The organism is Catenovulum agarivorans DS-2 (assembly GCF_000568405.1).
GTDB lineage: Bacteria > Pseudomonadota > Gammaproteobacteria > Enterobacterales > Alteromonadaceae > Catenovulum > Catenovulum agarivorans_A.
Genome location: NZ_ARZY01000003.1, coordinates 89,790 through 109,392 on the forward strand (window position 1 = coordinate 89,790; position 19,603 = coordinate 109,392).

The window sequence follows — 19,603 nt, forward strand, 5'->3', positions numbered from 1 at the left end:
TTATGAATTTTCGCCGAAAGACTATGTTGCACTTGGTATGGCCAATTGCGTTAGCATCGTTAGCCGCTTGCCAAGCTAAGCAAGAGCACAAGACCAAAGATACCCTGATATTTGGTTTTGAAAGTTCCCAAGTGCCTGCTGAGATAAAACTCTCGAACGCGTCCGCCGAGCTGGTTTCTAAAACTGAAGGGACCACTGAAGGGGCGCAAGCACTGCGGGTAAAATTTTCATCTAAACACAACGAACATGCTGCAATCCATATTGAGCCAGCTAAGCCATTTGATTGGAGCGAACTATCCGACTTTAACCTTGCTTTTGATATGGCAAATCAAGGCAAGCATTCTACCTATTTATGGTTAAAAGTAACAGATGTGGATGGCAAAGGATTTTCACGCGCGATAAATGTACCAGTTGGTGAGAGCCGAACCTATTACGCTAAGTTAGATGGACATGATTTGGGGTCGCCAAATAACGATAAAGGTGAGCAGGTTGAGTTAAATTTAAGCTCTGGTTTGCGTTCAAATCCACCGACCTGGCAAAGTGACGATGAACAATTCACATGGATGTGGGGAGCTAAACATTTAAACCTGAGTGGAATTAAAAGGATTAGCTTAAGCGTGCAATACAATATGCATGACAAAGAAGTCACAATCGATAACATTCGGTTACGCGCTAATCCTGCAATGGATAAAAACTTCTTGGTCAATATTGTGGATAAATATGGCCAGAACGCCAAAGCTGAATTTGCCGAAAAAATTCATAGCGATAAAGAATTGCAGGCAAAAACTCAACAAGAATTGGCAGAGCTTAAAGCTAATCAACTAATGGACGATCGTTCCGACTATAGTGGTTGGAAAAAAGGTCCAAAACTTCGTGCAACAGGTTATTTTAGAACGGAAAAAGTCGATGGGAAATGGTGGCTTGTTGATCCACAAGGCTACCTATATTTAGCCACTGGTATAGATATTATTCGCTTAGCCAACTCTACCACTATGACAGGTTATGACTTTGATCAAGCTTTAATGAAAAAGCGTGACACAGAGAATGTCACACCTGAGGACTCGCAAGGTTTAAATACGGTGGACAAAAATATAGCAAAAACACGTCAATTGGTTTCAAGCACGCGTGCCAATATGTTTGAGTGGTTGCCAGAGTCATATGATGATCCATTAGCGGACCATTTTGGCTATCGTAAAAGTGCTCATTCTGGGCCGTTAAAACACGGCGAAGTGTTTAGTTTTTACAGTGCAAACCTTGAACGAAAATATGGTGAAAGCAGCAACAATTCTTTTTTAACTGACTGGAAGAATGTCACAGTTGATCGTATGCGCAATTGGGGTTTTACCTCACTCGGTAATTGGACCGATCCTATGTTTTACGACAATGCCAAAATTCCATTTTTTGCCAATGGCTGGGTGATAGGTGACTATAAAACGGTATCAAGCGGTAATGACTTTTGGTCGCCTATGCCAGATGTATTTGATCCAGAATTTGCCCGTAGAGCGGAAGTCACTGTTAAACAAATTGCGGCTGAAGTCAATAACTCACCTTGGTGTGTTGGTGTATTTATCGACAATGAAAAAAGTTGGGGTCGTTCTAACTCTCGCAACAGTGAATTAGGCATTGTGATCCATACCTTAACCCGAGACGGTAAAGATAGCCCAACCAAAGCCAAATTTACTCAAGTAATGCGCGATAAATATGCTGATATAAGTAAGCTTAACCAAGCGTGGGGCACTGACATTCAATCTTGGTTGGCGTTTGATCAAGGTCAGTTTGATTCAAGTTTAACCAATGAAGTACAAGATGCTGATTATGGACACTTGTTATACGTATATGCACAGCAATACTTTAAAGTTGTTAGTGGCAAGCTAAAACAATATATGCCAAACCATTTGTATTTTGGGGTCAGATTTGCCAGCTGGGGTATGCCAAAAGAGGTAATTAAAGCATCTATTCCATACACAGATGTAGTTAGCTACAACCATTATAAACAAGGTGTAACCGACAAAAAATGGCAGTTCTTACAAGAAATTGATAAACCCTCTATGATAGGTGAGTTTCATTTTGGCGCTAAAACTTCAGGTTTCTTTCATCCTGGGTTGATTCAAGCGGCTGATCAACAAGACCGCGCAGCCATGTATAAAGATTACATGCGCTCTGTATTTAATAACGATTACTTTATTGGCGCACATTGGTTTCAATACATGGATTCACCTATCACAGGTAGAGCTTACGATGGTGAGAACTATAATGTAGGTTTTGTTACTGTGGCGGATATTCCATACGAAGAAATGGTCAAAGCTGCCAAAGAATTGCACAGCGAAATGTATCAAAAACGATTTGAGCGTAAGGCAAATAATTAGCGCGGAAAAGTAAAATCATTGAGCCAATAGCTTTGTGGCTATTGGCTCAATTTTCTGCTTGCTAACTTTATTAAGCTATGGCTGCAATGGGTTAGTTGAGTAAACCTTGATATAACTACCTTTGCTCAGTGCAGGTGGCTTTCATTATCACCTCAGACGATTAAAAAATCGACTTTCCTCATACAAAGTAATTGGTTCAGCATCGTCAGGTTTCATAGTGATGACAAAATAGAAATTAGTCTTTTTCTCGTGTAAATGTTCTGGAGCGACCACCAGGCTGACCGGCACATTTGCAACATCACCAGCATGGACTAGCACAGTTTTGTCACCAAGCCAGTTATATTCTTCTGCCAATTCGTCAGCGGATAAATGATAAATAACATCTTGTTGTGATTTATTGAGGATCTTCAATGTGAAGGTATTTTCAATATGACCATCAAAGTTTTCACGATAAAGCTGATTTCTGTCTCGAATGATGTCTAAATCAAATGGTTTGCGTGTGACAAGTGCATTGGCAAACAACGACGTCATAACCACCAGAACAAGGCCATAACCGACTAATTTACCTCTTAGAATATGAGACTTCCCACCTTCTAAAATGCGCTCTGTTGTGTAACGAATGAGTCCTTTTTTATAGCCCATTTTATCCATTACACCGTCGCAGGCATCTATACATGCGCCACAGTTTATGCACTCGTATTGCAGTCCATTGCGAATATCTATACCCGTTGGGCAAACTTGTACACATAAGTTACAATCAATGCAATCGCCTAAACCAAGTTTGGCCGGATCGGCTTTGCGTGATCTTGGCCCTCTGCTTTCACCGCGGTTCGCATCGTACGAAACTGTGTAGGTATCTTTGTCAAACATGGCTGCTTGAAAGCGTGCATAAGGGCAAATGTGGGTACACATTATTTCACGCATCCACCCTGCATTTCCGTAGGTGCATGCGGTAAAAAATAGCACCCAAAAGCCAATCCAAAAACCCGTGTTGAAAGTAAAAAAGTCGATATACAAATCCGCTATATTGGTAAAGTAACCAACAAAGGTTAGACTGGTGTGTAAACTAAAAAGAATCCAGCAAGTGTGCTTAAGCGCTTTTTTGAAAAACTTTTGTTTGGACATTGGTTGCGCATCAAGCTTCATCCTCTGGTGTCTAGTGCCTTCAATTTTTTCTTCAAACCAAATAAAAATAAAGGTCCAAACCGTTTGTGGACACATGTAGCCGCACCAAACGCGACCAATAAATGTTGTTACAAAAAATAGTGCAAACGCAGCAATTATAAATATCCATGCCAGTAGCATAAGGTCTTGTGGCCATAGCGTTAGCGAAAATATATTAAACTCTTGATTGGGCAAATCAAAAAGAATGGCTTGTTTGCCATTGTAAGGTATCCAAGGTAAACACATAAATGCAGCCATAAAGACTAAACCCATACGACGCCTAACCGTTTGATATAAGCCTTTAACCGCTCTTACGTAAATGCGGTTGCGGCCAGACTTATGTGGGTGGCTGGTGCTTTTGGCCGGTTGGATTTTTACTGGATTAGTATCTGATTTTATATCAATTTTGTCCGTCATGACTTAGGATAGGCTCTATTGATGATAGTTCGTCTATTGGCCTTTTAGTATAGCGGTTAACTTAGCTAAAACTAAGTTGAAATTTGACGTTTTTTGTCTTTTTATGTTGTGGATCAAATATGTTAAAGAAGATATTAATTTGGATTATCTTGATCGCTGGTGCAATGCATATCTGGAAAACACCTGAGTTTCAGGAATACAAAAAGCGTATCGTTGGTGATGTATGGCAGTCTGCAGGTTCAATTACCAAAACACAAAGCATGGTAAAACCTGTTGATTTATATGAACACTTTGTTCATAGGTTTAATGAGTTTGCTCCACCTGAACAACAGCATCTTAAACAAATTAGCCGCAGTGTGGATAGCATAGATAGATTTGTTGACAATTATTGTTTTGAATCAGACCCCTATCATCCTATTTTTAGTGATAAAAACTTAACCAGTGTTTGCCGACAAGCGATTAAAACACAAAGTGCCTTGCACAAAAACAGATAAAAGGTGTTGATTTTTTGTGCTAAAGATGTAATAAACGTGATAATAAGTAACTAACCAAGGTTCATATAAAACTTAATCTGAACTTAACCACTAGGTTACTTTGTTGTTCTACAGTGTTTAAAGGATCAAGGAGTTGTATGTCCTTTTTAGATGATATTCCGTTTGATGGTGACACCAGTACACCGATTGAAGAAATAAAGCTCAAAAAAAAGGCACATGTGCAACTCAGTTATAGGGATAGATATAGTTTATCTGGACGAGTTACGCCTGCGCAGCAAACATTTTATCATTACCTAGCACAAGGCAATTTACAGGCCCGACTAGAAAAAGAGCAGCAAGCATACCAAGCCGAGCTAAACCGGCAACTCCTTGAAGTTGAAATTGAAGCACTAAAAAAACGCCAATCAGATAAAAATAGCCAACTTGAAAAAGTCAATGCAGTGCATCGCAGCATCGATTTGATGCTTGAGAAGCAACTAGACAATACCTTAAACAACTATCCTCTTAAGTATTTTGCTGATAGTCGAGATATGGGACACTTTAAACGAATTTTTTCTGTTTTAGGTGACGATAGGTTATCTGTTAGTGGTTTAGAATCTGCGATTACGCCATGTAAATGGTTAGCAGATAAATTTGTCTTTTTTTGCAATAGCTCTGATTGTCGCAGCCATTTTGCAAATCAAGAGTCGAAAGACTTAAAACAGGCCACTAATTTTCTGAATGTTAAAGGGATTACTGCATTAATTCCTGTATTTTTGGTTGAGCAAAAAGTAGCGCTACAAAAAGATTTTTTAAAACAACCTTGGTCGCGATTTCGGCGCTTTGCTTATTGGACCGCATTATCTGCACTATTTATTGGTCGCCGAGAAAAGCGCAATGATTTGCATATTGTATTTTTACTCGCTTATCTAAGTGTATTTGCTGAGCTGATGTTATTTAGTTTGTTGTCGAGTGTCGCAAAAGACGTGCAGCAAGATAGCATTTATGCCGCGTCCAAGCGCCAAAGTGATTTTAGGGTTAAGGCGATTGAAAGTTATCAACCCAGTGGCGAAATTACCGCAAATCTGATGCAATTAATTGAACCTAGTTTGCATAAAATTATTGATGCATTGCATTTTAATTACATTCCTGCTGCACAGATTTTCGATTCACAAGGTGACGAACACCAAGCATTACGCAATATAATGAGTAAGGCAAAAGCCTTTACTCAATATAAAATGCTGTCGATTGCAAAAATGGATGAACGCGAAGATATTCTGGAACTGCTCAAATTGGCCAATATGGATAATGCAACCATGCAATTTTTACGCGCTCAAGACTACAATGCGGTGTCGATATTCCATGCGTTGGAGTGGATCCGTAAAGCATAAATCAATGTAATTGTGTTGCAGGCCAATACGGTTAGGTTTTTTGGTAAGCTTCTTCAAGTTTACGCATAACATCGCGCCATGTCACAATTCCTTGTACTTTATTATCTGGATCAACAATTGGAATGCAGGATATTTTGTGCTGATTAAAAATGCGAACTGCTTGTTTAATGGTGGCCGTTGGCAATAAAGTAATTGGATTGCGAGACATTATTTGATGGGCTTTTTTGTTTAAGCAAGCTAATTCTCTTGCTGTAACACCAGCGCTATCTAGGTTAGGGCTCAATGCTTTTAATAAATCTCTGTCGGATATGACACCCACTAACTTGTAGTCGGACAACACAACTAAGTGGTGAAATTCTGCATTATCAAAAATGCGTTTTACTTCGGCTAACGAGTCATCCATTTCTACCGAAACCACTTTGCCACTCATTATCTTAGCAATACTCATATTCACCCCACACTCGTTTTTAGCTTTACTGGTGTAAAGCTGCTAACTTGGATATAAATACGTCATCGTCCATTTTTGCGCATAATTTAATGCAAGCATCAACAACATCGGCGTCATATAGTATGCCTTTATTGTGAGATATTTCTTCTAATGCCGTGTTAATCCCAAGTGCTTTTCTATAAGGGCGAGCCGCTTGCATGGACTCAACTACATCGGCAACTGCTATTATTTTAGCTTCGAGTAAAATTTCTTCACTGGTTAAACCATCTGGGTATCCTGATCCATTTAACCTTTCGTGGTGTTGGCGTACAGCCAATGCCACGGGATAATCAAAATCAATGTTTTTCAAAATATCGTAGCCAATTACTGGATGCAGCTTAATTAATGCAAATTCTTCTTCACGCAATTTCCCCACTTTAGTTAGTATCGAAAGAGGCACTCCCAATTTACCAATATCATGCAAAGTTGCTGCAATACGCACACATTCAACGATCTCTTCAGACAGTGCTAACTCTTGGGCAATACACCTAGCTAAATTCGATACATGACTTTGGTGCATTGAGGTATAGGCATCTCGATATTCTGCTGCGGAAGAGATAGCCGTAACCAACTGATAAAGCGTTCTTTTATCCAATGTGACTCCCTACTTAAGTTATTTTATATTCCAATTAAATTTACGATTATTGTGCTATTTGAGTATAGGCAATGCTAGTTATTTAGCTAGCTAAACCACAGTGAAACATCTTCAATAATTTTATTGCCATTAAATTGTGGGTGATCTTTTATCGATTTTTCTAAGCCGAAATAAGCTTTGTCATTGCTGGGCAAAGCTTCGTAACCACCAATAACTTGATAAATCCATGCTTCGTGATCAAATTCAAGTTGATGCTCAATATGATAATCAAGCGCAGATAAGCGCTCACCAGTGTCAATGATTCGACAAAAATAATCTTCAACACAACGGCGAATTTTATTTTCTATTAGTTCTACTGGTTGGCTTTGTTCTATTTTTACCGTTTGCGCTGCAGCTTGTGGCGTATGGTTGCGCAGGTGAAGTATTGCTTTTATGCGGCCAACAATTTGCGCTAAGTCTGCTTCATGGTTGGCGTTGCGCACATCTATTGCCGCGGGCTGGATAATAGCTTGCGCTTGATTGAACACACTAGGCACTTGGCTATGTTTAGCATAGTTTTGTGGGTTGTAGTCGGGTTGTTGTTCAATGTGCAACACAAAACCTTTTAACAAACGGGTACGGCCTTGAAATTCTCTAAAACGACCGAGCAATTCGTTTAACCTTGCCTGCACCAAGCTTAGCTCTTGTGTCACTGCGGCAAAGTTTGACTGCAAGGTAACGACTAACAAGCGGCGTAAGTCACGGTTACTGCCAGCCTCTTGCGCAAGGTTATCAAAGTGGAACATTTCTAACTGGCTCAAAATGTCAGTGACTTGTTGTTGTGCCAGTTGGTTTTCACGTATTTTTGCATCGATGGATGCAACATAACCAAACTCTTTGTGAATTCTGCTCCATAAACCGCGCACCCCTTGTTTTAACGAGTCGATCATTGCGTAGGTCAATTCTGTTAAGTCGGCAAAGTGTGATTCTGCTTCGGTGAATCTGTGTTTATTACAAGCTTCTTTGTAATGCGCGACTAATGTGGTCACCTTTGCCAGTGCTGAGCCTATATTCGCATCCACTTGGCGGTTGCGCTCGTCACTTAGTCCTTCTTCTAACAGCGCTCTTACGATGCGGCGCAAACGTAAGTCAGATTCAATGTCAGGCCGCCATAAAATGCCTAAGTTTTGCAGGTTTTCCAGCACTTGTGAGCTATACAGGCTTTCGTCTACCGCACCTTTAACATAGGCTTGCATAATAATGTCGCTATGACGCGCCATGGCGCGCAGGAGTTTTTGACCAGCTTGGGTAATATTATCCTTCACAGTAACACACCCTGCTGCATCGCAGCTTCTGCTTGTTCGGTTAACGACAGTGCTTCGGTTTCATCAATAAAACGGATAACTTCGTACAGATACTCTAGTTTGCCAGTCGCTATATATATTTGTTTTTCGCTGTTGGGTTTAACCAAATATCCTAATTCACCTAAGCGTTTGAATACTTGTTTAAGTTGGCCATCGGCGGTTTTGCTGGTGGAGCCAAACAGTGGGAATGTGGATATTTTGCCTAGTTGCTCTAGCAAAGCAGGGGTGTCTTCTATCGTTGTTTGTAGTTCGTTTAGGCGAATAGCACTGCCTTGGGACAATGGCACATCTTGCCCTGTGCTTTCTTGCACTAGCAATAACCACTCAACTAAGGGTAATAAGTTGGCGGTGATTTCTTTAAACTGTCGTTCAAGCACAGCCCGTTCTTTGTCAGCTAGTGATAAATAACTTGCATAGAATACCTCGCCATCTGCCGCTTTGGTCAATGTACGATTTAAGATATTCAGTTGGTTTTCAATTTGCTGTGCCGTTTGTGGCTGTTGCAAAAAGTTAAACATATCTTCGTTGCTAATACGGCAAACAAAACCACCAGACAATAAGGTTTCTAACACTTGGCCTTGTTGAGTCATCATACGTTGGCATCCTCTGTGGTTTTAACTGTTTGTTTTGCTTGTTGAATACGCTGCGAAATTGCACTAATGCGTGGTTGTACAATTTGTAGTTTGCGAGTTTGTTTATCAATTAAATAGCGGTTGTCGAATAATGATAAAATTTCCGATTCTGGATTTGGGAACGCACCAACAATCGCGATGTTATTTTGTTCACATGCTTTAAAGATTTTTTGAATATTATTTAAATGCAGTGTGCCTAGTTCATCTATTGGCCAATGGATTATGGCAGCTGATTGACCTCGCAGTAATCGGGTGAAAGCCAGCAAGAACTTACATAAAATCAAATAAGCCATACCATGGCTTGAAGATTCGTTTAGTTGGCGGTCGGTGCGGATCACTAGCTCGCTATTGCCTTCTTTGATACGTAATTCAATATCCAGCAGTTTGCTAATACCACCGGTTAACGCGGCGCGACCCAAAATATCCAGTACTCGGTGCATACTCGCTGCATATTCACTTGAAGGGAGTTGGTGGGTACCTTGTTCCAGCCAGTCTAAATACAATTGGTGGAATTGTTTAAGTTCTGGCCAAAATTCCAATTCACTGATTTTTGACCGGATCGTCACCGCTGAATCGGAAATGCCGTCTAAGTAAAGCTCAGCGTCTACTTCTTTACTTAAGCGTTTGCTCTGGCTAGCAATACGTTTGTCTATGTCGGCAAGGACTTGATAATAGCTGGTTAAGCCAGTACCAAATATCTTGCCTTGTTCACATAAACCTTGATGTTTTTGTGGGACAAATACATTGATGAGCTCCGAGAGTTTTTCGACTAATTTAATATGGTTGATTTGACGTAAGCCTTTACTATCAGTGTAACTGCACTCTTCGCGCGACCTATCCCATAATTCAGCTAAACCTGTACCAGCTTGCGCGGCAATTAAGCTGTCGAAATGCCCGAGTTTGTGTTTGACGTTTTGGGTTAGCTCTTCGCGTTCTGCTAGTTGTTCGCGACTTTCGTTTATGCGCTGGGCCAAACTGGCATTTTCTTGTACTGGAGCACAAGGGGGCAGTTTCAGTCTGTTTAGCTCGCGCGATACTTGCTGCAATTCTTGTTCAAGTTGTTTAGCCTCCCGTAAAGCTTGCTCTGAATCGGTTTTTACTTCGTTAAGCTTTTGTCTTTGCTGCTGGTAGGATTGAGCGGCTTGGTTTAGATTGCGCTCGGTATCCGCTTGTATTTGTTTGGCTTCTGCTAGCCCTTGTTGCCATTTTATTTTATGGCCGTTAAATACTGTTTGGTACCAGTGCTGATAGTCATTTACCAAGTTTCGATTTTGTTCAACATAGCGAATGTCTTTTTGTAATTGCTGAATTTCTTTTTTCACTTGGCCGATTTCGTCGACATCGACACCACGTTGCGACAGTTCATCTTTTAGCCATAAGTCGCATTTTTGTTTGTCTTGTTTAAAGCTGGTTTGCGCTTGTAAAATACGATGTTCAACTTGGCTGATGCGCGCCGATAAATCTGCAATTAGTTGTTGCCAATGGGCTTTGTGTTCAAGCTCTGCTTCTGCACGTTGCTCGGCAATCTCGTCAACACAGGCTTGTTTTTCATTGTGCAGTTTGAGTTGGGCTTGTTTGTTTTGCTCAAGTTGAGCTGTGTAACGAGCTTTTCGCTCATTTAGGCTATGTTGGTACTGCTGATGTAAGTTATCTTTGTCGAGCTGGAAGCGACGACGTTGCTGGCTTTTGTGCTCTACATCACTTTTTAACTGGCTCAATTGGTTTTCGAGTTGTTGCAGTTCGTTGCTGCATTCTGCTAAATTCTGTTCGGCTAGTTCAACTTGTGCTTTTGCTTGTTTGACCGCCTCATGTGCTTGTGCCTGTTTAGCTTTTAATGCTTGTTCGCTTTCAGCGTATTCTGGCGTCTCTAAAGCCAATAAATCGACGAGTACAGCAAATGCATGTTCGCTCTGTTCCCCATCGGTTAACTTGGCTAATTGTGGTTTTAAGTCGGTACGGTTTAATAATTGTGGATGAATTATTTTTCCTAAATTATTTTCCCAGCCTGCTTTTTCTCTGCGCAAAAACTCCAGTAAGGTGTTTTGTCCTGGATAGAGCAGCTTTTCAATAGCTTCAGCTGCCTGCTGCTTTTGCTGTAGCGTTTTGTGCGCTTGATTAAGCGCATCAACCAATTTTTGCCTTTTCTGCTGTTGCGAGCTTCTTTTCTGCTCTAGCTGGGTCAATTGGCTACGGCTGTGATCTTCTTCGTTTACCGCTTCTTTAATTTGCGCATCAAGCAAGTCTAGTTCACTTTGTTCATGCGCGGTGAACGCAACATGCTGCATAATGCTGTTTATTTCAGTATGCTCGTTAACTAATTGATGCAAGCTGTCTTTAAATTCACTCTCAATACGGCTCAGCTGATTTTGGTAGTTTTGTTTAAGCTGTTGGAGTTGTTGCTGTTCTTGACTTTTCTGTTCGGCCAATTGCTCATTTACTTGCTCTTTTTCTGCACGATAGGCTTCTATCTCTTCGGCGTGTTGTTCACTAATTTGAGCGAGTCGTTTATTGTACGCCGATTCAATATCCGAGTGCTTTTCGGTCAACAACTGGTAGCGAGAATTTAACGTATCTAGCTGGCTTTGCCATTGTGGCAGTTGCGTCACTTTTTGTTGTAAGCTGTCGATATCTTTGTCTTGCCAGTCTAAATAATCACTCTCAACTTGTTCTAAATCAGCTTCGAATTGGGCAACATCAGCCCGTGCACTTGATAGAGTTTGGTTGAGTTTATCTTGTTGGTACGACCATTCACTATTGAGTTTTTTTAGCTCAATTTGGCTTTGCTCAAAGCTGTTTTGCAACTCGATAAGCTCTTTACTTAATTTTGATTGGTCTAAACTAAAATGGCTTTTTAGTTGCGCTAAACGTTTTTCAGTTATTTGTAATTGTTTATGTTGTTGTTCTAGCTGCTCAAATTCAGGCTTAATTTGGTTAAAACCTTGGATGAGTTGGCATTCTCTAATCCAATCGTCTACTTTGTTGATATTTAAGCTGCTTTTAGGTGGTGTTACCCCATCTTCTTCTAAAATCGCTGAAACCATAGCTTTAATGGTTTCCATTTTTCCTTCTTTAGAATGTACTGCTTTGGCGAGTTTTTCGATATGTCGCAGGTTGGCGTCATTTTCACACAAACTAAATTGACGTGCGTATGCCAATAATTCGCGTCCATTGCTGCTTTGGTTGAGTTGACTGCGGTCGTTTTGAATTATCGCTCGGTACTGAGTTGTGTTGAGCAAACTTGTGGTATGCACGCCTTCACGTTTAAGATTGCGGCCAAGCTCAACCATAGTGACAGGTTTATAATCGCCAGTGATTTGAGCTTGTAAATAGTCTTCGATTGCAAAAGCTTTGTCGACCAATCTGTAGTTAACCCCATTACCAGAAGAAGCCAATACAGCTTGACAAAACTTGCCTTCACCACGGCTGTATTCGTAAATAATAAAGCTAGATTCGCGCGGCAAATACCATTTTTCAAAACTATCACGTGTTGCAGGAACAACTCGGCTAGGAAATTCACCATAAAATACTGGGATTAATCTTTGTAAAGTTGTTTTACCCGAAGCGTTGGTGCCACAAATATTGGTATGGCCCTCTAATTTTAGTTCTACCACGCCTGGTAAGTGGGTATCTATTAATACAATGCGCTGCAAACTTGGCATACAAACCCTTTGTTATCTTGATTAAGCAGCCCAACATTATGCGTATTGTTGGGCTAAAGGCAATTGCCAAAAGTAGAATTATTCAGGTAGCATACTCAAATATTTACTCAGTTTAATAATAAAAATAGGTGGTTGTTGTGATTTTTGTCGGTGCGGCGTTTGCGGTATTGCTGTTGGCTATTTTCTATTTTGCGTCAAAAACAGAAGGAGTCCGTAAGGAGTTAACTGCCTGTCAAACCCAGCTTAATAACATTTCGAATGACAATAAAAGTCAAGCTGAAGTCATTTCCTTGTTGGCAGACGAGTACCAACGTCATCTAACCGATAAGCTTGCTTTGGTAAAACAAACGCGTGGTGATTTAATGCAAGTGAAAGTCGCCGAAGCAATTGTTGGCAATAGCACTTATGTTATTCAAGATATGGTGTATAAAAATTTATCGATTAAACAAGCGGTTGAACGTAATTTGGGCCGCAGTGGCGAACTCACAGCAGAGCAAATGCATAACTTTTTTGTTGATCAATCTCATGCACTTAAACAAGCCTGGGCGGGCACCCATGTTCGCCAGCATATGGACTTATGCCGTCAGCTAATAGAACTAGCTGACAGCTAACCATTCGCTAATTTACTGCTATACTTTGGACATATAGGCAGATTTGAATGGACAAAGCAGCATGGGCCTGACCGAAACAGATTTATTGTTGTACATAATTGGTATTTGTTTTTTTCTTCTACCGATAGCTTTAGTTGCGGGTGACAAACGGGCTATGGGTCAATCTAAAAATATGTGGTTACTGGCAACTTTATTTTTGTCGTGGCTAGGGTGGTTGGTGTATATATCAACAGTTCAAGCCGAAGAAGAAAAGAAAAAAGAACAACAGCGCCGCGCAGATAAAAAAGCGGCTGAAGAAGGAAAGCGCAGAGCGGCTAAATTAAAGCAACAGGCGACTGCCAAAGCGAATAAAAAATAATCTTTTGTTATGTTCGCAAGGTGATATTCGGCGCGTTATCAACGTCGCCTTCTTCGTTGAGGGTAATTATATTGTCATCACACATCAGTACCGCTAGTTTGCCATGCTCCGTTTGGCGAATAAACTGTAGTTGATAACCATATTGGAATAGAGAGTTTGCAGCAAACTTTTGTGCCATAGATAAATGCTCCCACCATTGATTTGGGTCTAAGACTAATTTGCGCTCGTATCTTTGTGTCATACTACTTACCAATAACAACAATCAATATATTTTTAATCTTAATCTAATTTGTTTCATTTTAAACCGATTTTGTTAAAAAATCGCAAAAATGCGACCCATTTGCTAAGCAACTCGTTTACTAGCAGCTATTCATCCTTTTCGAACAACCAGAAATGGATGGTACTTAGTTTGATTAACAACTTTTGATTTATAACTTCTCTATTTTATCTGTGCCTGTGATTTTTTATTTTCATATAAAAATAAATTAATCAGTTAAAGCTATTTATAGATGTTTTGTTGTATGTATAATGTAAACAATTTGTTTGGTTTGGTGTTTAAACTAAATGGGTCGATGTTTATATATAAATTGAGGTTGCTATGATTAGACTTAACAAGGCTGCGTTAGCTACATTGTCGGCACTTACATTACTGCAGTTTAGCTGCAGTTCAACAAATGAAGTGAGCCAAGAAAATAAAAAAGTTACTTTTGAAGATGTTTCTAACCAAGTTGGTTTAGTTACCGAGGCAAATTGGAAGTATGGTGGGCCTTCTATCGCCGATTTGAATCATGACGGCCATTACGATTTATTGCTGACCAATCACAATACCACACCAATCGAGTTATTTATGGCCAACGGTGATGGTACCTATCGCAAGAATGAAAATATTTACCCAAGAGTTGATTTGCACGGTATTGCCTCTGGCGATTATGATTTGGATGGTGATCAAGATGTGCTTATTTCATTAGGAGGCGGTAATGGGAAAAAACCGCAACCGCAAAGGTTATTGCGCAATGACAATGGTAAGTTTGTTGATGTAACTGTTGAAGCTGGTTTATCTGAAATGGGCGCGCGAGGCCGGGCTGTGCGTTGGATTGATATCGACTTGGATGGTGATCTTGATTTTATGCAAATCAATGCTGAAAAAATGATCAGCGAAGAGGTGCCACGCAATATATTGTTTGAAAACTTGGGCAACGGCAAATTTGTTTATCGCTCCAGTCCAGAATTTGAAGAAATAGACGCTGAAAGGGTATTAATTACAGATTTGAACAATGATGGAGTGTCCGACTTGATTGCTTTTAATGCGTACAGCAAAACAACTGTATGGCAAGGCAACAAGGACTTCCACTATACCGATGTCACCCAAAAAGTATTGCCTCAAACAGCTGATGGTTACCATGGTGTGTTAACGGTGGCTCAAGCAGATATAGATAATGATGGCGATTTAGATTACTACTTTGCACGTGGCAAACTTTATTACACCATTGCAAACAACGCGATTTCGTTTAATCCACAAACAGGTCGATTAGATCTTCGAGATGAAGGTAATAAGAGTCAAGATGGTTTTACCTTACACGCACATGGTGACCTGACTTTGACTGATTTTTCTCACTTCCCACGTGCCCGCCGTATGGAATATATGCCAGTTTATTTAGGCAAAACCAAACAACAAATAACGACACCCGCTGAGGCAATCAGCATAAGCCAGCAGCAAGCACAGGGCTTCCCTGAAGAAATTAACGAAACGGGTTGGTATATTGGTTATGTTGGTAACGGAAACTGGCGTGTTGAATGGAAGTTGACTGATGATCTAGCATGGGATATTCGAGCTTCGTTTATCGGGGTTGAAAGTTATGATGCTGAGTGGAAGCCACAAGAATTAGGCTTGCCAGATGCGTTACTGCGTAATGATGGTGGAAAATTAGTGGATATCTCGAGCAACTTACCGAGTATCGCACAGGACAACAACTGGGGCGTTGTAACGGGTGATTTTAACAATGATACCTTTGCTGACTTTTTCTTATATCGCTTTGGCGAGTTAAAAGAGCGCGTTGCCGATGCGTTATTGATTAACCAAGGCAACAACCAGTTTAACCTGCAAATGCAACATGGCGCAGATACTGAAATTGGTATGGACTCTCATGGTGACATGGGCGCTGCTTTTGACTATAACTTTGATGGTAAGTTAGATCTTTTAAGTGGTGATGATGACAATGGCCGTTGGCATTTATATCAAAATACCTCTGATTTGGCCGATAATAACTACTTATCGCTGCGCATTGGATACTCACCTAAAGGGACAGATCCATTGGGTGCCAAAGTAACAGTGGTCACCAAAGATGCGAGTCAGTTTCAATTGGTTGGATCGCATAGTGCATCGCACTCTCAAAGTGTCACAAATATTTGTCACTTTGGCCTAGCTCAAGCCGACATGGTTGAAGAAGTTACTATTCAGTGGCGTGATGGTAGCCAACAAAAGCTACAACAAGTAGCAGCCAATCAATTAAAAATTGTTGGTCACTTTCCTAAATAACACCCGCTATATGACTGAGACAGATTCGGCTTTTATGCGCTGGATTTGTCTCAGTAAATCTTGGGTTTTATCTGTTAATCTATGCCTTGTTGGTTTTTTTGCCAATGCAATTAGGCATTATTTAATAATTAAAATACTAGGAAAGAAAAATGAACAGCCAAAATCTATATAAATATGCTTTGGGGAGCATATTGCTCATGCTACTGGCAGCATGCCAGCCATATGATAACTCACACAAAATAGCTGTAATGGAAACTTTTACGTTGAACGTTGAAGGGCCCATGACCAACGAACAAGCGCAAATAAATCCATTTACGGATTATTTGTTGCTAGCGCATTTTGAATTAAATGGTATCAGCAAAACGGTTCGGGGCTTTTATGCTGCAGATGGTAAAGCGGCAAACACATCCGCGGAGTCGGGTAATATTTGGCAAGTGAACTTTACCCCAGAGCAGGCTGGCGACTGGCAATATCGATTGGAGTTTAAGCACGGTAAAAACATTGCAATTAATCCAAATATAGTCGACGCAGAGCTGATTCAATTACAACATGAAAGTGGTGTAATCGAGGTAATTGAGAATAATCAGCACACTATCGCTAGCGATTTTCTGACAGTGAAAAATGGTTATTATTACCAGCGCAACAACCAACAATTTGTGCTAAAGATGGGGGCAAATAGCCCTGAAACTCTATTCGCTTATGCAGATTTTGATAATACATATAGAGCACAACGCCCTGTCAAAAATCCAGAAAAAAATGATACGGCTTACAACACACAGTTGCATGAATATTTACCGCATATTGCTGATTGGCAAGAAGGTGATCCTACTTGGCAAAGAGGCAAAGGCAAAGGCTTAATCGGTGCAATTAACTATTTAGCCAGCACAGGTATGAATAGTATTTATTTTATTACCATGAATATCACTGGTGACGGTAATGATGTGTGGCCGTATACCGACCACCAAACCTTTGATAGATTTGATGTTAGCAAACTGGCGCAATGGGATATTGTGTTTGCACACATGCGCAATAAAGGCATGATCGCACACATTATATTGCAAGAAACGGAAAACGAACTTTTGTTAGATAATGGTGATACTCAAAGGCTGCGTAAACTTTATTTGCAAGAATTAGTGGCACGTTTTGCTCACCATTCCAACATACTCTGGAATATAGGTGAAGAAAATGGCCCTGTGGGGTTTTCACCAAATGGTCAAAGCCCTGAACAAGTAAAAGCTATGGTTGATTATTTAACCGCAATTGACCCGTACCAACATCCAATTATTATTCACAGCCATGCAAGCAATAAACACAAACATGAAACCTTAACAGGCTTATTGGGGCACAAAAATTTATTAGGTTTGTCTTTTCAAGTAGACCAACCTGCAAGAGTCGGAAAAGAGATAGCAGAGTGGCGACAAAAATCACGTCAAGCTGGTCATATGTGGACAATTTCAATGGATGAAATTGGTATTTGGCACACTGGTGCAAAACCAGACGCAGATGATCCAGAGCATAATATCATGCGCCAACAAGTATTGTGGCCATCACTTATGCAACAAGCGAGTGGGGTAGAATGGTACTTTGGTTACAACTATGCACATAACGACTTAAATGCAGAAGACTGGCGCAGCCGTGATAATTTATGGCAGCAAACGCAAGTCGCACGCGAATTATTTGAACAGGCAGGCGGTTATAGTTTAACCAGCAATTGTGCAGCAAAAAACTTAGCATATTATTGTTTAACCGATGGCAAACGTGCTTTGTATTATTTCCCATCGTTTGATTCTGCACTAATTGAACAATTGCCGATAGCTGCGCAAGCAAAACAAACTTGGTTTAACCCAAAATCGGGCAATGTTGTTGCAGAGCCCGCCTTGCTAACAAGCCAAAACGATTGGTTGTTATTGGTTGAATAAACAAAACTTTTGTTTTATCCGCGAAAAGCCATTAGTCTTATTTCCTCTGTTTGAGTAAGGAGTCGCTAATGGCTTTTGATTACCAGTTAGAGCTGTGTAGAGGTTAATGCTCCACGCCACTCAATATAACTCTGTTTCTGTTCAATAATTAAGCTTTCTACTTGCTGGCTGTATTGATCAAGTGGCAGCGGCGAGCATTTGTCTTCAGCTTCTTTAATCATTAACTGAGTAAACTCTTGAGGTGTTTGCGTGATTAAATAGTGGGTGAGTAGCTTAGCTGAAAAATATAAAGCAGCATAATCATCTGGTGTCCAGGATGGATAAGCAGTAAATAACTCGTGCGGCTCAAGCACATAATCTTGCTGTTCAAACTTGTTTAACTCATTCGCAATTGTATAGTTCTGTATCGCTGAACTTTCAAAATACTCGGCTAAACCTTCATTAATTACTCTGGCCGTAAAACCAAAAAAATATTGGTTAAGCCGATGAATGCTCTCGTGCACCGCAGTTTCAACGCTTTGCTCTAAAGTAATTAAATTAACAAAAGCCAAATTGGTATACGGAAAATACACGCCGATACTAGATTGGCCATCAAAAGAAATTTGCTCCAATAAATCTATATATTCGTCACGCTCTGGTAGTAAAAACAGCACAATTTCGGTCGGTTTGATTAAACTAAACGACAGCTCTTGCGAATAAACTTTTAATACATCCAACAAACGGTTTTTATATAAAGCCCAAAACGCATCGTTAAAACCAATAGGATAAATGACCTGCACTGACAAGGTATCGTTTATTTTCAGTTTGCCATATAGGTAGTCATGTTGGGTGAAGGTGTCTTCTAGCATATACATAACTTGCTGATATAAATCTTCATCTTTTTCTATGGCGCAGTTGTTAATGCTCGTGGTGTTGGCAAGCAGTTGGCCAACATCAAATACCTGCTGCTCGGGCACAACAACCTCTAATTGTTCGGCTGGCTTAGAATCGTTAGTTTCTAGCGGCTTTAACCCAAGCTTATCTAAGGTTCGTACACTGGGTGTAGGAGGTGTTTTATTCGCTTGAGTTGGCTGTGGTGGTGCTTGGTTAGTATCGGGGTACAAAAAAAACAACAGCGCAGCTATAACAGCCAATAAACTGAATAGAATAGTAAATAAATTATTGGGTTGCTGATTATGCGCCACGACTTGCTAAGAATTTTTATTTGGATTAGCGGTTAAGTTAACTGTAGTTGCAGACAAAGTAAATGGAATGGTTTTATCATGTTTGGTTTTGCGAAGAATCAGCAAGATAATATCAGCAAAAAAGTATTAAAAACGTTGAGATGAATGGCCAAAGAATTGCTCAGTTATAGCGAGGAGCAGATATTAACTGCGATTAATAAAGGTGAATTAATAGAGGTAAAACACAATGAGTAACAACATTTTAGATGTGATGCATGAAACAGCGAAAGGTCTTGCTGATGCTGGTGTTATGGATGTGCAAACTATGCGTAAATTCGACGCTTTATGTTTACCCGAAGTTGAGCAATATGGAGCTTCTGAAAAAGAAGCAACTTATGCTGCAGCCAAAGCTGTTGCTGACAAACCCTTGGTTATCCCAAATTTAACTGCTTGTTAAAAATTTGCAAATACAAAACCTTTGACATAATA

General features: G+C 40.2%; 16 protein-coding genes. 8 read left to right on the top strand and 8 right to left on the bottom strand.

Going from position 1 to position 19,603, the window contains the following annotated elements; all coding sequences use genetic code 11:
* Positions 1-2 precede the first annotated feature (2 nt).
* Positions 3-2,366, top strand: a complete 2,364-nt coding sequence (locus DS2_RS02810) for a beta-galactosidase (protein ID WP_035013115.1) — start codon at positions 3-5, stop codon at positions 2,364-2,366.
* 147 nt (positions 2,367-2,513) lie between these two features.
* Here DS2_RS02810 and ccoG read toward each other — a convergent pair whose 3' ends face one another.
* Positions 2,514-3,947, bottom strand: a complete 1,434-nt coding sequence (gene ccoG, locus DS2_RS02815; RefSeq protein WP_035013116.1) for a cytochrome c oxidase accessory protein CcoG — start codon at positions 3,945-3,947, stop codon at positions 2,514-2,516.
* Positions 3,948-4,066: 119 nt separating this feature from the next.
* Here ccoG and DS2_RS02820 point away from each other — a divergent pair, with 119 nt between their 5' ends.
* Together DS2_RS02820 and DS2_RS02825 are read left to right on the top strand one after the other, a co-directional pair.
* Entirely contained in the window at positions 4,067-4,441 is a 375-nt protein-coding gene (locus DS2_RS02820; RefSeq protein ID WP_035013117.1) for a hypothetical protein, read from the top strand.
* A 137-nt stretch (positions 4,442-4,578) separates the two neighbouring features.
* A complete protein-coding gene (locus DS2_RS02825) occupies positions 4,579-5,811 on the top strand; it encodes a hypothetical protein (RefSeq protein WP_035013118.1) in 1,233 nt (410 codons plus the stop codon).
* A 31-nt stretch (positions 5,812-5,842) separates the two neighbouring features.
* Here the strand turns inward: DS2_RS02825 and DS2_RS02830 are convergent, their stop codons facing one another.
* From DS2_RS02830 to DS2_RS02850, 5 genes are all read right to left on the bottom strand, one after another.
* Positions 5,843-6,259 carry a CBS domain-containing protein gene (locus DS2_RS02830; protein WP_035013119.1) on the bottom strand — a complete coding sequence of 139 codons (417 nt, stop codon included), beginning with the start codon at positions 6,257-6,259 and terminating at the stop codon, positions 5,843-5,845.
* Positions 6,260-6,284: 25 nt separating this feature from the next.
* Complete coding sequence (locus DS2_RS02835) at positions 6,285-6,893, bottom strand: HD-GYP domain-containing protein (protein ID WP_152537529.1); 609 nt, start codon at positions 6,891-6,893, stop codon at positions 6,285-6,287.
* A gap of 86 nt (positions 6,894-6,979) precedes the next feature.
* Positions 6,980-8,197, bottom strand: coding sequence for a hypothetical protein (locus DS2_RS02840; RefSeq protein WP_035013120.1), 1,218 nt, complete (start codon positions 8,195-8,197; stop codon positions 6,980-6,982).
* Positions 8,194-8,829 (bottom strand): condensin complex protein MksE, encoded by a 636-nt coding sequence (locus DS2_RS02845; RefSeq protein ID WP_035013121.1) that lies wholly within the window; start codon positions 8,827-8,829, stop codon positions 8,194-8,196. The genes DS2_RS02840 and DS2_RS02845 overlap by 4 nt, the downstream gene beginning before the upstream one ends.
* The gene (locus tag DS2_RS02850; RefSeq protein WP_035013122.1) at positions 8,826-12,527 is read right to left on the bottom strand and encodes an ATP-binding protein; all 3,702 of its coding nucleotides are present in this window, start codon (positions 12,525-12,527) and stop codon (positions 8,826-8,828) included. Before DS2_RS02850 ends, DS2_RS02845 begins: the two co-directional genes overlap by 4 nt.
* Before the next feature lie 137 nt (positions 12,528-12,664).
* Between DS2_RS02850 and DS2_RS02855 the strand changes: the two genes are divergently transcribed.
* Both DS2_RS02855 and DS2_RS02860 read left to right on the top strand, forming a co-directional pair.
* Complete coding sequence (locus tag DS2_RS02855; RefSeq protein WP_035013123.1) at positions 12,665-13,138, top strand: hypothetical protein; 474 nt, start codon at positions 12,665-12,667, stop codon at positions 13,136-13,138.
* 61 nt (positions 13,139-13,199) lie between these two features.
* The gene (locus tag DS2_RS02860; RefSeq protein ID WP_035013124.1) at positions 13,200-13,496 is read left to right on the top strand and encodes a hypothetical protein; all 297 of its coding nucleotides are present in this window, start codon (positions 13,200-13,202) and stop codon (positions 13,494-13,496) included.
* A gap of 7 nt (positions 13,497-13,503) precedes the next feature.
* On the opposite strand, the gene DS2_RS02865 is transcribed toward DS2_RS02860, so the two are convergent.
* On the bottom strand, positions 13,504-13,737 hold the full coding sequence (locus tag DS2_RS02865; RefSeq protein WP_035013125.1) for a hypothetical protein: 234 nt from the start codon (positions 13,735-13,737) through the stop codon (positions 13,504-13,506).
* A gap of 357 nt (positions 13,738-14,094) precedes the next feature.
* Between DS2_RS02865 and DS2_RS02870 the strand changes: the two genes are divergently transcribed.
* Together DS2_RS02870 and DS2_RS02875 are read left to right on the top strand one after the other, a co-directional pair.
* Complete coding sequence (locus DS2_RS02870; RefSeq protein WP_152537530.1) at positions 14,095-16,032, top strand: CRTAC1 family protein; 1,938 nt, start codon at positions 14,095-14,097, stop codon at positions 16,030-16,032.
* A 149-nt stretch (positions 16,033-16,181) separates the two neighbouring features.
* The gene (locus DS2_RS02875; RefSeq protein WP_051479560.1) at positions 16,182-17,951 is read left to right on the top strand and encodes a DUF5060 domain-containing protein; all 1,770 of its coding nucleotides are present in this window, start codon (positions 16,182-16,184) and stop codon (positions 17,949-17,951) included.
* Positions 17,952-18,037: 86 nt separating this feature from the next.
* Here the strand turns inward: DS2_RS02875 and DS2_RS02880 are convergent, their stop codons facing one another.
* Entirely contained in the window at positions 18,038-19,135 is a 1,098-nt protein-coding gene (locus tag DS2_RS02880) for a hypothetical protein (protein ID WP_035013126.1), read from the bottom strand.
* A 226-nt stretch (positions 19,136-19,361) separates the two neighbouring features.
* Here DS2_RS02880 and DS2_RS20775 point away from each other — a divergent pair, with 226 nt between their 5' ends.
* Entirely contained in the window at positions 19,362-19,571 is a 210-nt protein-coding gene (locus tag DS2_RS20775; protein ID WP_235188531.1) for a hypothetical protein, read from the top strand.
* Positions 19,572-19,603: the final 32 nt, after the last annotated feature.